Annotated in this window: 25 protein-coding genes; 4 read left to right on the top strand and 21 right to left on the bottom strand. The window is 31.2% G+C overall.

Going from position 1 to position 17,903, the window contains the following annotated elements:
* Window positions 1–8 precede the first annotated feature (8 nt).
* The 3 genes from yidD to FOF46_RS28080 all read left to right on the top strand — a co-directional run bounded on the left by yidD (window position 9) and on the right by FOF46_RS28080 (window position 2,670).
* A complete protein-coding gene (gene yidD / locus FOF46_RS28070) occupies window positions 9–254 on the top strand; it encodes a membrane protein insertion efficiency factor YidD (RefSeq protein ID WP_167571976.1) in 246 nt (81 codons plus the stop codon).
* Window positions 255–324: 70 nt separating this feature from the next.
* The gene (lgt, locus tag FOF46_RS28075; RefSeq protein WP_109439001.1) at window positions 325–1,254 is read left to right on the top strand and encodes a prolipoprotein diacylglyceryl transferase; all 930 of its coding nucleotides are present in this window, start codon (window positions 325–327) and stop codon (window positions 1,252–1,254) included.
* Between the two features lie 204 nt (window positions 1,255–1,458).
* Complete coding sequence (locus FOF46_RS28080; protein WP_143918791.1) at window positions 1,459–2,670, top strand: site-specific integrase; 1,212 nt, start codon at window positions 1,459–1,461, stop codon at window positions 2,668–2,670.
* A 438-nt stretch (window positions 2,671–3,108) separates the two neighbouring features.
* Here FOF46_RS28080 and FOF46_RS28085 read toward each other — a convergent pair whose 3' ends face one another.
* From FOF46_RS28085 to FOF46_RS31830, 18 genes are all read right to left on the bottom strand, one after another.
* Window positions 3,109–4,746: a pentapeptide repeat-containing protein gene (locus FOF46_RS28085; RefSeq protein ID WP_143918792.1), complete on the bottom strand. Its 1,638-nt coding sequence runs from the start codon at window positions 4,744–4,746 to the stop codon at window positions 3,109–3,111.
* Window positions 4,747–4,964: 218 nt separating this feature from the next.
* Window positions 4,965–5,357 carry a hypothetical protein gene (locus FOF46_RS28090; protein ID WP_143918793.1) on the bottom strand — a complete coding sequence of 131 codons (393 nt, stop codon included), beginning with the start codon at window positions 5,355–5,357 and terminating at the stop codon, window positions 4,965–4,967.
* A 37-nt stretch (window positions 5,358–5,394) separates the two neighbouring features.
* Window positions 5,395–5,727 carry a YegP family protein gene (locus tag FOF46_RS28095; protein ID WP_143918794.1) on the bottom strand — a complete coding sequence of 111 codons (333 nt, stop codon included), beginning with the start codon at window positions 5,725–5,727 and terminating at the stop codon, window positions 5,395–5,397.
* 10 nt (window positions 5,728–5,737) lie between these two features.
* On the bottom strand, window positions 5,738–6,421 hold the full coding sequence (locus FOF46_RS28100) for a hypothetical protein (RefSeq protein WP_208746828.1): 684 nt from the start codon (window positions 6,419–6,421) through the stop codon (window positions 5,738–5,740).
* An 89-nt stretch (window positions 6,422–6,510) separates the two neighbouring features.
* On the bottom strand, window positions 6,511–7,032 hold the full coding sequence (locus FOF46_RS28105) for a hypothetical protein (protein WP_167571974.1): 522 nt from the start codon (window positions 7,030–7,032) through the stop codon (window positions 6,511–6,513).
* 69 nt (window positions 7,033–7,101) lie between these two features.
* Window positions 7,102–7,434, bottom strand: a complete 333-nt coding sequence (locus tag FOF46_RS28110; protein WP_143918797.1) for a DUF4160 domain-containing protein — start codon at window positions 7,432–7,434, stop codon at window positions 7,102–7,104.
* A gap of 15 nt (window positions 7,435–7,449) precedes the next feature.
* Window positions 7,450–7,647: a hypothetical protein gene (locus tag FOF46_RS28115; protein WP_143918798.1), complete on the bottom strand. Its 198-nt coding sequence runs from the start codon at window positions 7,645–7,647 to the stop codon at window positions 7,450–7,452.
* Between the two features lie 91 nt (window positions 7,648–7,738).
* A complete protein-coding gene (locus FOF46_RS28120) occupies window positions 7,739–8,293 on the bottom strand; it encodes a hypothetical protein (protein ID WP_143918799.1) in 555 nt (184 codons plus the stop codon).
* A gap of 7 nt (window positions 8,294–8,300) precedes the next feature.
* On the bottom strand, window positions 8,301–8,492 hold the full coding sequence (locus FOF46_RS28125; RefSeq protein WP_143918800.1) for a hypothetical protein: 192 nt from the start codon (window positions 8,490–8,492) through the stop codon (window positions 8,301–8,303).
* A 136-nt stretch (window positions 8,493–8,628) separates the two neighbouring features.
* Window positions 8,629–9,264: a hypothetical protein gene (locus FOF46_RS28130; RefSeq protein WP_143918801.1), complete on the bottom strand. Its 636-nt coding sequence runs from the start codon at window positions 9,262–9,264 to the stop codon at window positions 8,629–8,631.
* 511 nt (window positions 9,265–9,775) lie between these two features.
* Window positions 9,776–9,970: a hypothetical protein gene (locus FOF46_RS28135; protein WP_143918802.1), complete on the bottom strand. Its 195-nt coding sequence runs from the start codon at window positions 9,968–9,970 to the stop codon at window positions 9,776–9,778.
* 25 nt (window positions 9,971–9,995) lie between these two features.
* On the bottom strand, window positions 9,996–10,346 hold the full coding sequence (locus tag FOF46_RS28140; protein ID WP_143918803.1) for a hypothetical protein: 351 nt from the start codon (window positions 10,344–10,346) through the stop codon (window positions 9,996–9,998).
* Window positions 10,347–10,378: 32 nt separating this feature from the next.
* A complete protein-coding gene (locus tag FOF46_RS28145) occupies window positions 10,379–10,909 on the bottom strand; it encodes a hypothetical protein (RefSeq protein WP_208746829.1) in 531 nt (176 codons plus the stop codon).
* A gap of 23 nt (window positions 10,910–10,932) precedes the next feature.
* Window positions 10,933–11,061: a hypothetical protein gene (locus tag FOF46_RS33005; RefSeq protein ID WP_262713271.1), complete on the bottom strand. Its 129-nt coding sequence runs from the start codon at window positions 11,059–11,061 to the stop codon at window positions 10,933–10,935.
* Between the two features lie 231 nt (window positions 11,062–11,292).
* On the bottom strand, window positions 11,293–11,973 hold the full coding sequence (locus FOF46_RS28150) for a recombinase family protein (RefSeq protein ID WP_143918805.1): 681 nt from the start codon (window positions 11,971–11,973) through the stop codon (window positions 11,293–11,295).
* Between the two features lie 152 nt (window positions 11,974–12,125).
* The gene (locus FOF46_RS28155) at window positions 12,126–13,325 is read right to left on the bottom strand and encodes an antirestriction protein (RefSeq protein WP_143918806.1); all 1,200 of its coding nucleotides are present in this window, start codon (window positions 13,323–13,325) and stop codon (window positions 12,126–12,128) included.
* Window positions 13,326–13,391: 66 nt separating this feature from the next.
* The gene (gene dcm / locus FOF46_RS28160) at window positions 13,392–15,470 is read right to left on the bottom strand and encodes a DNA (cytosine-5-)-methyltransferase (RefSeq protein ID WP_143918807.1); all 2,079 of its coding nucleotides are present in this window, start codon (window positions 15,468–15,470) and stop codon (window positions 13,392–13,394) included.
* Entirely contained in the window at window positions 15,471–15,635 is a 165-nt protein-coding gene (locus tag FOF46_RS31830; protein ID WP_167571975.1) for a hypothetical protein, read from the bottom strand. It lies immediately after the preceding gene.
* A 300-nt stretch (window positions 15,636–15,935) separates the two neighbouring features.
* On the opposite strand from FOF46_RS31830, the gene FOF46_RS28165 reads away from it, so the two are divergent.
* Window positions 15,936–16,772, top strand: a complete 837-nt coding sequence (locus FOF46_RS28165) for a phospholipase D family protein (protein WP_143918808.1) — start codon at window positions 15,936–15,938, stop codon at window positions 16,770–16,772.
* A 54-nt stretch (window positions 16,773–16,826) separates the two neighbouring features.
* On the opposite strand, the gene FOF46_RS28170 is transcribed toward FOF46_RS28165, so the two are convergent.
* The 3 genes from FOF46_RS28170 to FOF46_RS28180 all read right to left on the bottom strand — a co-directional run bounded on the left by FOF46_RS28170 (window position 16,827) and on the right by FOF46_RS28180 (window position 17,753).
* Window positions 16,827–17,057 (bottom strand): DUF4248 domain-containing protein, encoded by a 231-nt coding sequence (locus tag FOF46_RS28170; RefSeq protein WP_143918809.1) that lies wholly within the window; start codon window positions 17,055–17,057, stop codon window positions 16,827–16,829.
* 18 nt (window positions 17,058–17,075) lie between these two features.
* A complete protein-coding gene (locus FOF46_RS28175) occupies window positions 17,076–17,486 on the bottom strand; it encodes a hypothetical protein (protein WP_143918810.1) in 411 nt (136 codons plus the stop codon).
* A gap of 66 nt (window positions 17,487–17,552) precedes the next feature.
* Window positions 17,553–17,753: a hypothetical protein gene (locus tag FOF46_RS28180; protein WP_143918811.1), complete on the bottom strand. Its 201-nt coding sequence runs from the start codon at window positions 17,751–17,753 to the stop codon at window positions 17,553–17,555.
* Window positions 17,754–17,903 lie beyond the last annotated feature (150 nt).

The following is a 17,903-nucleotide window of genomic DNA, read 5'->3' on the forward strand; positions in this document are numbered from 1 at the left end:
AAACCACCATAAAACAAATTCTCATATTTCCATTTATCATTTTGGTAAAGCTATATCAGAACTTGATTTCGCCATTAACCCCGGCTACATGTCGTTATCAACCCACCTGCTCTCACTATACAGTTGAAGCATTACAAAAACATGGATTGTTTAAGGGAGGAATGTTATCGATAAAAAGAATTTTTAGTTGTCACCCCTGGGGAGGAAGTGGTTATGATCCTGTTCCTGATACTGATAAAGAACCGACGAATTAATACCTCAATTAAAAACGCTCAAGAATTTATTTAAATACCTATATTTACTTTCGAAAAATAAAACGCATTCATGATATTATCAAAAATTATATGGAATCCTGTTGAAGGAATAGATCTCGGCTTTTTTGTTATTCGTTTTTACAGTTTAATGTTCGTAATTGCCTTCTCATTAGGTTGGTTCCTGATGAAAAAAATCTATATCCGCGAAAGTATTTCAATAGAAAAATTAGATTCTATATTTATCTATGCGGTCATAGCGACACTACTTGGAGCGCGTTTAGGACATGTATTCTTTTATGATTGGGATCATTATAAAAATAATCTTTTAGAAATTCTTTTACCTTTTAGATTTAGACCAGAGTTTGAGTTTACAGGTTTTCAAGGTTTAGCAAGTCATGGTGCAGCAATCGGGATGATTATTGCAATGTATTATTATTCTAAAAATGTAATTCAAAAGCATATCCTTTGGGTATTAGACAGAATAGTAATCCCTGTGGCTTTTGGAGCTATATTTGTTCGTTTAGGAAACTTTTTTAATTCAGAAATTATTGGCAAAGCATCTGGTGATTCTGCTTTTGGAGTAAAGTTTGTTCGAGATGGAGTGAGTAAAGCCCAAGTAATACAGGAAACGGGGATACAGAATGTAAATGAAGCCTATTCTGCATTAGTCAATAACCCCAAATTTTCAAGCTTGCTGGATACCATACCTTATCGTCATCCAGCACAACTATATGAAGCTTTTGGCTATGTATTTGTTGCAATTATTCTTTGGGTGATTTATTGGAAAACAGATAAACGAAATAATAAAGGTTTTCTGTTTGGAGCATTTTTAGTTTTGCTCTGGACAGTACGCTTTCTCGTAGAATTTGTTAAGAAAAGTCAAGGAGGGTTTGAGGATGCCTTAGGAGAATCTTTATCTACAGGACAATGGCTAAGTATACCTTTTATCCTAGCTGGTCTATATTTCATAATACGATCAGGAAAAAAAGCTTCTACATAAAACACTATTGCCCTCGCAGGTTTTTAAATTCTAATAGGTAGGTACATCAAGTAACGCTAAGAAACATAAATCACTAATAATCATCGCTATTAGTAATTTTACATTGTTTATTAGTGTTGCTTAAAATCATTTAAAACCTTCAAATAGTTTAACCTATGTTTAACCTTATTGATTATATTTGTCTTGAATACAAATAGTTATCACATGGCTTCAGTTAAAATTTTATTATATAAAAGTAAACAAAATTCTAAAGGGCAGCATCCAATAGCTTTACGGATTACTAAAGATCGTATTCCAAAGTATAAATTCTTGGAATACATAAAGCTTAAAGATTGGAATGAAGAAAAAAGGGAAGTAAGACAATCTCATCATAGCTACAAACGGTTAAATAACCTTATTGATAATGAATATGTACGTGCAAAGAATTTAATCCTTGACTTCGAAGCTAAAGGTAAAAAGTTTACTGCTGGTCAATTGATGACAATTTTAAAAGGGAATCGAGATTCAATGACTTTTTCAAAATTGGCCGAAGAATATCTTAAAGAAAAAGAGTTATCCAACAAACGGGGTTATTCTTCAGATGTAAGCAGAGTAGAAAAGTTTAAAAATTTCCTGAATGGAGATGATATTCATTTTGAAAATATTACAGAAGCTTTGCTCAAGAGATATGAGGTATATATGAAAGCAAACGGTCTCAAATCCAAAACTTCAAGAGCAAATTGCTTATCAGTAGTAAGAACTATATTTAATAAAGCCATTACTGAAGGTATTGTAGATGCAGAATATTATCCTTTTGGAAAACGTAAGCTGAAGGTGAAGCCTGGTAAGACTTTAAAAATAGGATTGGATAAAGAGGAAATAAAGAAGATCGAAACTCTAGAATTAGAAGAAGGCTCAACTACATGGCATACCAGAAATGTATTTCTTTTTTCCTTTTATCTGGCGGGAATCCGTATTAGTGATACGTTGCACTTAAAGTGGAACGATATTCAAAGTGGGAGATTGTATTATCAGATGGGCAAAAACGAAAAACCAGATTCACTAGAACTTCCTGAAAAAGCACTACGTATATTATCTCGCTATGAAAAATATAAAATGAACACTAATGATTTTGTGTTCCCTGAGTTAAAAAAAGCAAACCTAAAAGACCCTAGAGATATTGAGCGAAAAATAAATGCTGCAGCAACAAAATTTAATGTACATCTAAAAAAGATCGCTGAAAAGGCTGAAATAAATAAGAAAATCACAAACCATATTTCTAGACATAGTTTTGGGAATATTGCAGGATCCAATATTCCTGTACAAATGCTACAAAAATTATACAGGCATTCTCATTTAAGCACAACTATTGGATATCAGTCTAATTTTGATCATACAAAAACTGATGAAGCCTTAAACAATGTACTGGATTTTTGATCGTTTATTTAGACTTTTAATAGTTCTTCAAGGAGCTTATTTTGCTTTTTTTACATAGCAAGAGAAAAAGCCTCGTAAGTTGTTAATCCGTAATAATTCTTAAATTCTTTTGCTCTTTCATTCAATTCAATATCTATATGAATACTACTCATAATTGACCCATATACTAGATTTATCAATTTTAGGAGCAAAAAAATAAATATTAGAATCTTCGATAAACTATAGTAAAGACTATAATAACTATAAATGCATGAAACTCTAAGTTGATGGAACGTGTAGCATATATATGCCGGGATTTTGATGGACTTTGTTGACCATGGTAAAGTTGAATCCAGAAAAATTGATACTAATCAACTCTTAAAAATAGTCGCCAAGTAAAAGTATTTATCTCTTTCTAAAACAAAATGGTCGGCAAATACCAGATACGCAAGTATGCTATTAACTACCATTATGTTTATTGTAAGGTTGGGTACTTTGGTCAAGTGTATCCACTTTTTTATAATCGTATTCATCGTTTTCATCCAAAAGATGTTCAAAATCAAGTATTTTTTTGGCTTGATTAACAATGTATTCATATTCCTCTAAATAACTATATGAACGGTTACTGTTTTTCCGAATGAATAATTCATTTTTCATCTTTTCCAATATCCTATTTGGTGTCATCAACGTATCCTTTAATACATATACTTTTTCATGATTATACGTGGACACTTTTCTTAATAAATGCGGTTTGTAAATTTCAAAATATGTTGATTCCTCTTCTTTCTTTGGTAGCTCCCATAAAAGGTAACGGTGAAAATTAAAATTATAAGGATTCTTGATCATTGGTAATGTGCTTTTATCTATGGCCACTTCAACGAAAAAAGAATTGGAAAAAACGAGGCAATTATCATTTGCTGAATTAGTATAATCACCCTGCTGATCCTTTGATGAGTCTAATCTTTTAAAATTGTTTGGATCAAAAGGAGCAGATGATTCTGTCTGTTCCCAATTCACGTTTAATCCTACAGAAAAAGAATCAGCAAAGGTCATTTTACCTACAATACAATTCTCTAATTCAATCTCAAACGAATACGTATTGTGCATAAAAAGGTTATCTACAAAAGAATTTTTAATTGATAAATCTTCTAAATTGATATTTGAAAACCGTAATCGCTCAATATAGCTATTTCTTAACCAGACATCTCTTAAATCATTGATATTCAAAAACTCTACGGAATTCAAATAACATTGATCCAAAATTAAAGTATTTAAATTTCCTCCTTTAAATACTACTTTTTTAAAAATTGAATGACTGAAATCTACTCTTTCAAATGGGATATTTTCAATTTTAATATCATTTAATTCTAAGTACTTAAAATTGCCTTTATTAAAAATTTTAATATATGTATAATCCCCGAGATTTGAATTTATCAGGTTTACAAATAAATGTGATCGTTCAGGGCTTATTAAAGGGGTTAAGGAATCATTGGAAAGATATCTATAAGGTTTAAGGCTTTTGGATAAAGAAACAATACGACCAATTAATTGTTCAGATAGATTTCTGTCTTTTTTAATGTCTGAATTCTTTAATTCTTGATCAATTGCATCCATCACATTCGCAAAAAGAAAGACCAAAGATGACCTTCTACCTGCCTCTTGTAAATATATTTCTTGATCTAACCTCTTGTTTTGATACTTTATGAGTTTATTCTGGTTGCTTATCAAAATATTCTGATTATCAATCTTATCATTCTGAATTGTTAAAAAAAAGGTTTGTAACCCTAATAAAATTGATGGGATCAATGTTACAAAAGCTCCAAAAAATCCTATTCTTGTAAGTCTCCAAATTAGATGAGAACTTATATTTGATAAAGTTTCAGACGATATGTTTTTTGTTTCATGATATTCGTCAAATCCATGTTTGATAGATTTTTTTAAATCTACACCAATAAAAACTCCGAAAACTTTTTTAACAACCCAAAACACACTATTTTTTTTGATCCTATTGGATTTTTCTAATGCTTGAATCTTTGCATTTAGCCTTTTATTCTCTGCTCTTAGTTCTTTGTTGTCTTGTTCTTCTTTCGTATTCATTATCAGAATAATTTGTGTGGTTAGTATGCACCCTAATATTGTGTATTCCTATAAGGTAATGAAAGGAAGAATGACGTTAGTGGATACGTTAGGGGTGTAGATAATTTTTCCCTTTAAATATAATACAAAAAGCGTGAATACTAATAATGATGTTTTGTATGACACATCTATGATAGCGTTCTAATTTCAATTTAAAGAATCGTTTTATTGAACTTTACTTATTTATCTTTCCAATTTGGAATTTCTAATTTTGAGCCTAACCAATCTCCTTTTTCATAATTAGGATCAAAACATTTAAAATCAACTGTTATCTCTTTAGATCTTCCTTTAATTTTAACAATTAAATTTCCTTTATAACTTCCCCATCCTTTATGCTCTATGAGTTGGAATAAAACTGTTACTTCTTTTCCAGAAATATCTTTTTTCTCACAACTTTTTTTTATCCGGCCTTCTGCTCCAGTCAAATTAGGTTTAAAAGTTCTCCAAAACTTATCGTACATCTTTGGGTAATAAAACTTCTTCTCATTAACCGTCCTATCAAGACTATAACTACCTTGACTATATGTAATTGTGAAAGCCAAAAAAATAAAGAGTTTTATTGCTTTCCTCATCGTTTTATTGAACTTTGATTGAATATTGATTCCATAATTATAGATACGCAGTAGGTGCATCTTTAGCAATCTTTTTTATTATTTCAACGCGATTTTTACATGCTTCGACAGAGGTATATGTACTACTGGTTCCAACAATCTGGCCATTTGAAGCAATTAGATTAAAGTAATGTTTACCATTTGCAGAAATTTTTATTCTAAATCTATCATCCTTTTGAGAATTATACTTTACGGATGCAATTCCATTTTCACATGCTGCCTTAGTACGATATCCTTCACTAGACAAGAGTATTTCTTTATTATTTCCGATTAATCTAAAATAATATGAATCACGTTCTCTCCAATTAAATAATTGAAATATTCCGTCCATTTATCAGTATTTAATTTTGGTTTCCTTTAGTTGATTGTTCTTTTGCATCTTCTTCTGAATAAATAAGACCATCCTTGTCTTTTTCCATTACAATAATACCATCTAGATTTCCATCTTGGTTAAAATCTACCGGTATTTTTTCAATCATTTGGACATGGAGCTGATAACCAGTTTCTGTAACTGTTTCAATCCTATCGAAACATTTAAATCTAATGTCAGTAGCATTAAGTATTTTCTCAGTTGCAACCACAGGATCTATTCCCTGATATTCTTTGTTGAATAGAAAAATATTGAACCCTATTAACATTTGAGAACTATCAAGAGAGATCCGCGGGCCACATATATACTCTATTTGATCACAAATGTAAAACATTTCGTAAGCCACCTTGTTTAATCCTCCTCTACAGCACGACAACAGCAAAATGTTTTCTTCAGCCAAGCAAAATGAATTATAGATATGTTCGCCAAAATCTCTCCAAGTACTAGTATAGTCGACAACTTCATTGGTGAAGCCATCTTCATTTCCATGTGCACTTAGATATAACAAATCATACTTTATACCACTTCTTAATGCATCTTCAAGCTCTTTTCCATTATGTATCTTATAATTATATACCTTAAAGTCATATAATTCTAACTGCTTGGAAATATTATCCGTCTCATATTCCTCTGCAGATGTAAGAAGAAATTTCAAGATTAAGGCGTTTTTAGATGGCATAACAGTTTATTTAGAACTGAACTATATTTACATTTATCGTTTTTTTAACTTTTAAATCAATTTACTTATCGAAATTCAATGTTGTTATGTATCCTATCATAAACCTTTTCTCGATCATTAAAATCACAAGATCCTCTAAAAGTTTTATTTTTAATTAAGTCCATCGAAATATTATTATTATAGATATTAATACTTTCTGAAAAGACATTTATTGTTTTATTAGAAAATTGCTCTAGTTCAATTCCAGAGAAATCAGGTTCTACTAAAAAATTAGCCACCTCAAAAGGTCGTTCTGTTATTTTCTTATAATATTCAGTATCTGAAGATGAAAATAACAATTTATTTTTTAATCTTGCTTCAGGAAACTCCGTTTTTATCGCCTCTAAAATTATATGGTCAAGATCATCTTTAGGATAATCTTCTTGTCTGGGATACGTAGATAGATATTGAAAAGTACTTCCTTTTTTATTACCTTTTGTGAATTTATAATCCTTGGATAGTCCGCGTTCATATATAATAAAACCAGAAATGATACCTGTTCCATTACTATTGGAAGTAACTAATTCTACTTTTTTAATTACTTTCATTTGGTTTACTGGTAAAATCTTAATTTCCTTCCTCATTGGTTATTAGAGCTAATAAGTTTTATTGAACTTTTAATTATTATTTTGATATTTGTTCCAGACCTTAGTCATTACAATAATTGTTTTAGGATCATTATAAAAAGATTTTATTCGTCTTTTTTCTTTTCCACTAATTTCTCCACTTATATAATTACAATTTTCAATCTTGAATTTGGCATTTACTTTTTTATCTCTTGATATCACATGGAAATGAGGAGGATTGTGATCGTTAGGATAAATTCTTATTTCCATATTATTTACTGTTCCAATCCTCTCTTTATCAATAATTACTTTTTCAATGGATTCTATTTTCTCATTAAAATAAGCATTGAGTATTGGAGTAAGTATTTTTTCAAAAATTTCCATCGTTTTATTGAACTTTTAATATTTTATCTCTATTAATTCTAAATCTTCATTTGCATCAAAAAAATACCATACGTAATATTTAGTATTAATATTATCTGGATCGTAAAGTATAAAACGTAATTCTCTGCCATAATAGGTTTTATTATTAATAACTAAAGCACTTTCTATTTTATCTATCTCAGACTTTCTTTTTAGAAGACCTTTGGACTCCATTTCGATAATCTGTTTGTACTCTTCAAATTTATCTAACATGTTATATATAATTTTCTCTTTTGGAACAACTAATCGTTTTATTGAACTTTACTTAATAGTTATTTAAACTTATTTCTTTATTTATTCTACGATCTGCCATGAACAAAATACGATCAGATTTTTCAAATGGAATTTCTAATCTTTTACACGCATCCTTGAGATCCTCTAAATATTTGAGATATAGATCCACTTGAAACTTAATATTCTTTTCGGATGGATAAGAATTCAATTTCAGAGTCTCATTTGGATAAATAATTCTAAATACCCGCTGATCGATTATTTGAAATAGTATGGGGTTTTTAAACCTAAGAATAGTTGAAGCCATTGGTAATTGAACTCCTTTAGTTTTTAAGAGTTTAAATAGAATAACACTTATTTTATCTTTGTTTAGTTTCGTTTCACTTGGACCAATTGAATTAATAAGCGCCATTGCTTCATTAGAAAACAATGCATATCGATTTACTTTCCACAAAACTATTTCATTTAAAGTGTTTTGGTCAAAATCTTCTCTTAAATTATCAAGCTTTTCAGTAAGTTCTTTTTGATATCCAAAGCTGCGATCTTCTTTTAACACTTTAAAATCTGGATTATATATAGTTTTATGCATCGTTTAATTAGACTTTTTTATTTAATTCGTCTGTTAATAATAAGATCATTTCCTCTACATCATCTCTTTCTAAAACAATAAAGTTAGGGCGATCTGGGTAATCTTCATTTTTGATTTCTACGTATAAATTATTATCAGTGTTAATGAAAAATTGCATTTCATTTCCATTATCATCAACAAAACTTTTTTTAAGTGGCATAGATTGTAAGTTTTTGTTAGGTTATTTAAACTTTAGATCAAGATTGAATTTCATCGTTTATTTGAACTTTTAACGGCCAAGCTATAAAGCATAGCTTGAGTTGCGTCTTCGGCAAGCTATACTTTATGAGCCATTGTTATGCTCTGGTATATAGTTCTATAAAATTTGGAATAAGTTTTTTTCTTAACCAATTGTAATCTTCTTTAAATTTTAGGTATGGGTTTTCCTTTTCTTGTGTTTTCCAAAATATGTCCATTTGAAACAAAAACGATTTAAAAATAAAATCTTCAATATCGATTTCTAACTCTTTAACTTTGGATCCCTCGGGATAACCTATTTCATCAATTAGATAATCACTACTTTTTATTCCACGTTGTATTGCTCCTTTGGAATGTTTTATACAATTATTTAAGTTTCTAATTATTCCCATTTCTTTGAAATATTCAAACCTTTTACAGTTTTTCCAAAAGTCAACTTCTAATTCGAAATTATCATTATACTCATACAGTAAGTCTTCCGCTGCTTTGCTTATTCCAATAATCATAAGCTCGTGTAAATTACTTTTATAACCATTTAACATTCGAGCTGTTTCCTTCATTCTATCTTTATTATTTCTCTTTATATCATCCTTGTCATACCATTTAATGGTATCGTAAGATTCTTCAATTTTATCAGATGTATAGTAATACATAAGCAACAATCCACCCATTCTATGAATAATGTCAGAGTGAATATTTGCCAGTTTAATTTGGTGAATTAATTCATCTTCCATAATTAGCATGTTTTAATTGGGTATAACGTTTAATATATGTGTCGCAGCAGTGCAAAAAATTACCTTGCTTCTCGATTTTCTGCGCAGTGATTGCTAACTTTTACTTTTTGCAAGCATTGCGCCTTTATAAAAATAGAAGAACCATTCGACTCATCACTTAACTGCTAGGACATCATATATGGTGTTAGCGTTATTTTACCTCCAGTTAACCATTATATTAAATACAATTCCAATTAACATAAGTGTATTTGGGGGACTTATATTCAGCCAATAAGTACTAACTATAAATAAAATAAGTATCACTAAAGATGTGACCACAAACTTTATATACAGTTTAATTCCACTATTAAATTCTTCTTCAGTAACTTGAGTTTCTTCAGTCCTCAGTTGGTTAATGCCTAGTTGAGTTCTTGCCATAATAGATTTGTATTAACGCTAACAAAGGAATAAAGAACATGTCCTTTATTTTCCTTGTATTTTTATTTGTAAATTAAATTTTATTTTTATCATTTTATTGAACTTTTAACTTTCTCGGTAAAAAAAGGTTTTTCATGCTTTTTGAATTCTTATAAATGGAATACAATCGCATATCATCCAATTGATCTAATATTTGCTTTAATGCATTTTTATCTTGCTTTGATTCCGGATTCTGTTTTTCAAAATCTTCAATTAAAGATTTGATTTTTTCTGTTAAATTATTTGTCATATCGTTATCGTTTTATTGAACTTTTTTAAAATATTCCTGGCTTAAATTGTTTATGAAAGTCAGACTTATTTTTATTGATTATAATTATTTCTTCGTTTTCCTCATCCCAAAATTGATCTGCGGTAATATCAATTATAAAACCTTTATATTCAAGCCAACCATGTGACTGTTCATTTCTCCATCCTTTGGAATAAATGATATTCTGAAAACTATTGCCTTCTAAAACTTTTTTTAACAAATCTGATGCATTGCCGCAGCAGCCTCGAGGAAAATCTTCACTGAATGGAAATTTGATATTTCCATTACATATATCCTTTCTAAATTTGGTTGCAATTCTTTTAATATCGCTAATATCCTTTTCTATTTCCTTAGACATAGCATCGTTTTATTGAATTTTTATTAAGTCTATTAAGCGACATTATAACTTTTTCTTAAACTTGTTTCTATCTTTTTTATTAATGAAGGAAGCTCTTTTCTAAATTGTACTTTTTTAATTTTTTCCAGTTTATCCCAATATTGATCCCTTTTTTCTTTATTGATATGAATAATACATCTTTCAATGTCTATTTTAATAGATTTTAAAACTTCTGAAATTTCTTCTACTGTTTGAATATCAACATCGTTTAAAAATAATTTTATGGTCATACACTTATACTCGAAATCAATATGACAATCTCTTATTTCTTTTCTAAATTTATTGAAAATTTCTTCCGAATGTAACCCGTGAAATAATTGGTTAATGTATTGTTCTAAAGCGATGCTGAAAGATTGATAACTTTGGAAAAAAACCTTAGTCTCAATAAGTTTCATTTCTTGTATTTTTAAAAAAGAAATTTCTTTTTTCTTAAAATTTGAATCAAGAAATAGTTTGATTATATAACCAATTATTCCCAATACAACAGTGATTTGAGCCCAATTTTCCACTATAAGTTTCATCATGATTTGGTTATCGCTTCGTTAAACTATTTTTTAGTTGATTTAGAAGGTTTTAAACTTGGTGTGTTTCCCGGAGTATTTTTATTATCTCTCCGTCTTCTATCTGGTTTACCTGTTGTTTTAGCAATTCTTTTTGGTCCTGGTTTAAGTGCCATAATTTTACTCTTTTTAGTTATATAATATATTACTGAACTTATTTACTCCACAATATCTATAAACTATTAATACAATTATTACGGTTTTCCACAGTAACGCTTTTTATCATCGCTTGAGATTGTTATAAACTCTCTCAAAAACAAAGAATCCCTTACCTAGAGTTAATCCAGATAAGGGGTAATTAGCACGATTACGTTAGTTCTAAATTAAGGAGTTTTATTTAATTCTGGTTATTTTTTCCCTTTTTGTTTATAGTGTTTTTTACAATACCCATTCTCAATATTTTGATCTTTGTCCCAAAACATAGCTTTACAAATAACACAATTTCTACGTCCACGATGAGCTAAATATTTGTAGAGAGTCGCTTTGGAATTAATATCGACTAGCTTCATAATTTCAGTAATAGAAAGCTGGTTTTTTTCATCTCGGTAATAGTTCTCTGCTAGAATGGCTTGTGCTTCAGCTTTTTTACTTAGCCCTTTTCGTCTGCCAATTACAGCGCCTCTTCTTCTGGCACTTTCCTGTCCAGCTAATGTTCTTTCTACAATGATATTGCGCTCCATTTCGGCAACCGCACTAAAAATAGTTAGTACAAATTTTCCATGAGCAGATGTTGTATCAATAAAAGGTTCTTGTAAACTTTTAAAGCCTACTTCCAATTGTTCAAATTCATCAACAAGCTTTAGTATATGGGAAACACTCCTAGCGATTCGATCCATCTTCCAAACAATGACTACATCTTCTTCACGTAATTTATTTAAAAGTAGATCAAGATTTTTTCGATTTGCTTTTGCTCCAGAAGAAACATCTTTATAAATATTCTTTTCTTTTACTCCTGCTTTTAGCAAAGCATCAATTTGTAAATCAAATTTCTGGGATGGGGTACTTATACGTGCATATCCAAATAACATAATGGTTCATTTAAGTGTTAATTGGTAAACTTAGGAAATGAACCGATTTATTGAACTTGATAGATTTTATTACTCGGTTTCTAACCAAAAGTTCAATTAATCGACCATTTTTTTAAGCCTTTGAATTGATAATAATTAACTTAATTTTTTTGTCAGAAAACTTCTATAATATTTTTACTAAAAATATTGTACTTAATCCCTGTTACGCCATATCGATTCTTAGAAGTAATGGCATAATTATTTCTGAAGGTATCATCTGTTTTGATGATTTCAATATTAATGCCTGCATCAAAAAGAGGAGCTGTCCCTCCTCTGATTGTTTTTTGTGTAGTACGTTGAAAGATTACAATGAATATCGTATTTGGATGTTGTTTGCGAAGGCGATCAAAATCCTGTGAAGGCAATCCTGTTTTATTCCAACTATCGATGATGATCACATCAAAATCTTTAGCTGCATTTGAAATCGTTTTGTAGCCTTCGGGTAATTGATCTGTGATAAAAATTTGATGTTGGTTTTTGGCTTGCAGATACTCTTCTTTCATCCGGGTAATCAAATCAGAACGGCTTCCGATCTCCAGGGAAAAGATGGCTATGCGATTACCCATATCTGCAAAAGCATCTGCCAATTGATACGTAAACCTTGTTTTTCCTCCTCCCTGATCTCCTTCAATAGTAAGAGCCAATTCAAATTTTTCTAAATCGCCTAATAAATCTCCTAATCCATCATTCAGGCGGAATGTATTGGTACCCGTTTGTTTTGACTGATTATTTATAGCTGTAAAAAGCTCAGAACTTTTTGTTTTTGGAACCTGCAGGGCAATATCATTATTCGAAGTATACCCATCAAAACTACCCAAAGTCCCTATTGTTCCTGCTAAGATATTATGAAGCTGTCTTCTCCATTTACGGTTAATGATGATTTTTACTTCTTCTTTTAAGATCAAATTGTTGTGTTGTACAATCAGTTTTTGTTGAATTTGCTCAATATGATATGCGTGTAGATCGTCTTTGGCAATCTCTTTTTTAGAGATAGCACGTTGAAGATCAAAAATATAATCTTTCAATGCATCCCTATGCTGAATGGTGCGATGCATTTGTAGAAATTTTTTGATAAACCCTTCTGCTATTGCGTTATTATTTCCTAGAGTAGTATTCTGTTCTATGAACAAATGTTCATTTAACTGATCAAGATAGATATCAATAGTTTCTTTGATCTCATTTTCTTGAGTATAAAACCCTTTGGCTTCTATAAAGAACTGATGCCCCTTTTGTAGTATTTCTGGTAAAGTTTTTAGGTTAACCTGGGCAATTGCCCTTTCATAATTGTCAAAAGAAATAAAGTGCTTTTCCATGTAACAATGTTATACATTTGGCCTTTGCTCAATTCAGTTTGATTCGATTTCGCTCCTGATAGGTTGCTATTTTAACAAAGCAAAACGTATTCTAAGTGCTTTTGATCTTAGCAATATCACTTCATTTTGTATCCCTGCAAGAGATTGTTCTGTTTTACCAATATCATAGTTAGCAGTAAAGACTTCTGTTTTCTTTTTATCCCGTTTTCCTTTAGCTACAGAAACGGTTTGTTCTACAGATTGCTGTGACCATTTGTACTTCTTTTTATAGTTTTCCAATATATCAGAAGGGTAACTACTCAACAGAAACTTCCCTTTTATTTTTGATAATATATCTAATAATTGTGTAAAATCCTGTTTACTATATCCTTTATAATGACCCATGTCAGAATTAAAATAAGGAGGGTCAACATAAAAGAAGCTTTCCCTGGTATCCCTGCTTTTTATAACGGTAAGGGCATCATTACATTCGATATCCACCAAATCTAATCGATCACAGATAGCACTGGTAAATTCATTCTTCTTATTTACTATAGTTTTAGTAATTCCGTTAGATTTTCGCTCATAAGCATATCCACCGAAAATTCGGGATGAAAAACTCATATTGGTTTGTACCCAAACTGCCCAGGCTTTCTTAACCATATCCTTTTCTGTGTCATCCTGAAGGATTGCTTTGGCTTCTGTATGTAATTTTCTACTATGGGGAGTGGACTGAATCAGTTTTTGAAGTTTAGTAAACTGAAGTTTACAAACCCTATAGAAATTAACCACCTTTCCATCAAGGTCATTAATCACTTCTACAGAGCTAGGTTCTTTGGCAAAGAACACAGCTCCACCTCCCACAAAAGGTTCACAGTACAAATTATGTTCTGGAAGTAAGGAAAGGATGCGTTTGGTTAGGTTCTGTTTTCCCCCATAGTAACTTATTGGGGTTTTTCCTGTTCTTCCCAAACCATCTAGCGGAGTATTCAGGGCCACGGATTTCCCTATTTTTGCCCCCCTTATTTTAAAACCGGTACTGTTTTTAATTTTTTCTCCAACGATTTGTACGATAGGAACACTGACGGCATTTCCGATCAACTGATACCGTCTGCTGTCACTCAGTTCAATTTGTTTGCCATCCCGAATACCATATTTTGTCCAGTGATCCGGAAACCCTTGTAACCGTTCACATTCTAGCGGTATAAGCCTGCGAACGTTTCCTAAATTACATAATAGGTTTTCATGTTGAGGATGGGCAGTAATAGCCCCCATTTTTCCATCACTACGAGGTACAAATTGTTTTTCCTGAAATGGGGCATAGTCGATTCCTTTTTTTTGATTGGCTTTTCGGATCTTTTTTGCCTTCTCTGTTCTTTCTACTCGAAGAGGGATCCAGTTATTGATCAGCAGGTTATCCTGATCCGCTCCTGTGATATCATTGGTACTTCTATCTTTTCTAAACTCTACTTTTGATCCCTCTTTTAATTTTCGACCACTTCTGATGGTAAAAATATAAGGGGCATAATTTCCTTGATCTCCTACTTTGGTGTCAATTGTTGGAGCAATGCCCCTTTCCGAGAGTTTTTTTCGAGTGCAATCTTCAGTCTTTTTACAGCTTTTTCCGATAGGAAATACTTCAGGTCGGGGTTTTTCTCTAAGTGATCCGACAAGGTAGATGCGCTCTCGATTTTGGGGGAGTACCCAGGCAGTATTAAGCAATTGCCATTGGAGCTCATATAGCCCAATGTTGGCAAACGATCGCAGTACGATCTCAAAGTCTTTGCCTTGGTTACTGGAGAAAAGCCCTTTGACATTTTCAAAGATAAACAGACCGGGACGATATGTGTCAAGGATTCTAACTGCTTCAAAAAAGAGCCGGCTTTTACTCCCTTTGATCCCTTCCCGTTTTCCAGCAATTGAAAGATCCTGGCATGGGGAACCGAAGCAGACAATGTCTGGTTTTTCAAAAGCTCCTTTTTTGATATTTTCGATAGGGCCTGCATATATAGCATTTTTAAAGTTATGGGAATAATTGGCAATAGCATAAGGATCAACCTCACTGAAATAGTGTTTTTTGATTGTAAACCCTGCTTGTTTCAAGCCTAATGGAAAACCACCCACTCCAGAAAATAAGTCGAGTAATACTATTTCTTGAGGTTTCATCTATAACCTTCCTTGCTTCTTAAGTACTTTAGAGGCTCTTTTAATACTATCTGTCCAGGGCTCTCCCTTTCTTCTGATCTCTTTGGCTTTTCTACTGATCATGGTCACCCTATTCGTATTTGCAGATTTTCCTGAAGTTGCTCTTTTTTTGGTTTTGCGTTTCATTACCGTTTGTTTTTGTTTTGGTAATGATAAGGAGGTTGGTTAAGCTGGTTTCGGGTTGATTCTGTTTTGTACGAAAGATTAATTGTGGATGGAGATTTTATAATGAGATTTTGAATACACTCTCTAAAACTATTGATTATAATTTAGTATTATAAATAGCACTATATGTCTATTATAATTTCATAAAAATAAAATTAGGGAATTTTTCATATTTGAAATATCTTTAGAAATAGAAAATCAAACATTACATAAAACCTGTATTTCCTTTAATTTTTCATAAGCTTCAATTATTGCCAACTTATGATTGATATTATTTCCACTCGGGGTATTTCTTATTTTATAGAGAGAGTTATAGATGAAGCTCAAATTGAGATTATTTTATTGACCCCATATTTGAGTATTTCTGAAGGGCTATTGGAACGTCTTGAAAGAGCCGATCAAAAAAAGATATCCATAAAGTTGGTCTATGGAAAATCTGAATTAAAACCTTCTGAGAAAAACAAGTTAGATTCCTTAGCTAATTGTAGATTGCTCTATAAAGAAGGGTTGCATGCCAAGGCTTATCTAAATGAAAATATGGGAATACTTACCTCTATGAACCTTTATGAATATTCAGAGCTTAAAAATAATGAACTAGGCGTACTATTCAGTAAAGAAGGGGAGAACGAAAAATTATATCAAAAATTGACAGATGAAGTAAACCTGATCCTTCATAATTCTGAAATAAAAAAAGATTTTTCAGTAGAGGAAGAGAAACATCTTAATCTTGAAACAAACAATAGTAGTCCATCCGCAATGCTACGAGAATTTCTGGAAACTGAAGAAATTACAGAACTTCTTCAATTTCCGATGCCTGGGATAAGGCTTACCAAAAAATATGGGTTTGCCAGTTTTGAATTTGATATGGATCAAAATGAAATTTTAAAAAAATGTAAGGAAAATTTACATCCTTTTTTTGAAGAAAAACTGAATACATATAGGATTTATTGGAAAGACTATAATTTTGATATTTATCTTTATAATGGCCAAAATGTTAGCTTTGCCTCAGAAGAATTAGAAATTGAATACCAAATAAGAGGTGTAGAACGTATTGCGGAAAGTCTTCATGAATATATCCTTAACTCATTAATTTTCTAAATAAGAATATCAATAACTAAATAGAGGTTTACTTTTTTAATAGCGATTATCGCCCTAAGGTTCTCCCAATCGTTCAAAAAGAAACCTTACTACTTCAGGCCTAAGGAGTTTAGTGCTTCTTTTATACCCAAACTGTTGTAATTCTTCTAAATAGGTGTGAATCCATGAAGAGAAGGTTTTGGTGCATACATTGTACAATGCTGCTAGTTCATACTTATAGTATGCTTTAAGTTTGATAGGAGATTCTCCTTCGAAATAAACCCCTTGATGCTGTTTCTTTTTCATATTTCTATAATTAAGATATCAATTTTGATTATCCCAATAGGCCACTAAATCTCCTGAAGTATGATCCTCATCATAAGTGATTATTTGTGGTTCATCAAAAATGTAAACTCCACCAACTGCAGCAATAGCAATATTATGGGTATTGGATAGTTTTTCAAGCCCGGTTACAAATTCTCTAAACCGTTCTTTTTTGTTATCGTCTATAGGAGTCTTTTCTTTTGTAACTTCCTTCCAAAGCTTGAGTGCGTCTTTTAGCGCACTTTTTTTATCGGTATATAATCCAAAAATATCCTTTGCTTTAATCCCTCCAGAAAATAAATCTTCCAAGTCAGCAAGGTTCCGTTCTGCATCTACGAACAACTCCTCAAAATCTTCTATTCCAGGATATGGCTGCATTACGATATAAATGCTTTCCGTATTAATTTTCATAATCTTATTGTTTTATTTCGAACCCCACGAACCTAATCCATTCATTTTCAGTATTCAATTGGATATTCATAAAGTTTTTTGTAATGCAGGCAGTGCTCCCTTAGGTATTTCTTTAATCAATTCCTCTCCAAGCACATTCCCTAAAAACCCACCGATCAGGATAAACGGATAGGTTTCTTTTGGAGAATATTTTTTGGCTACAATAAAGCCTAGCATACTCCCTATAAGTATTAACCCTGCCTTTTTTGTGTTTTTAGATACCTTCATTAATTCATTCTATTTAATAAAAACAATCCTCCTGCAGCTAGTACTGATCCCCAGGCAATTTTGCTTAACCTTCTTCTACGTTCATCCCTAAAATCCACTAAGGTTACTGTAAACCTATTTCCATATCGTTTTTGGTGTTCCTTAGCAATA

This window comes from Aquimarina algiphila (genome assembly GCF_007489275.1).
Classification (GTDB): Bacteria; Bacteroidota; Bacteroidia; order Flavobacteriales; family Flavobacteriaceae; genus Aquimarina; species Aquimarina algiphila.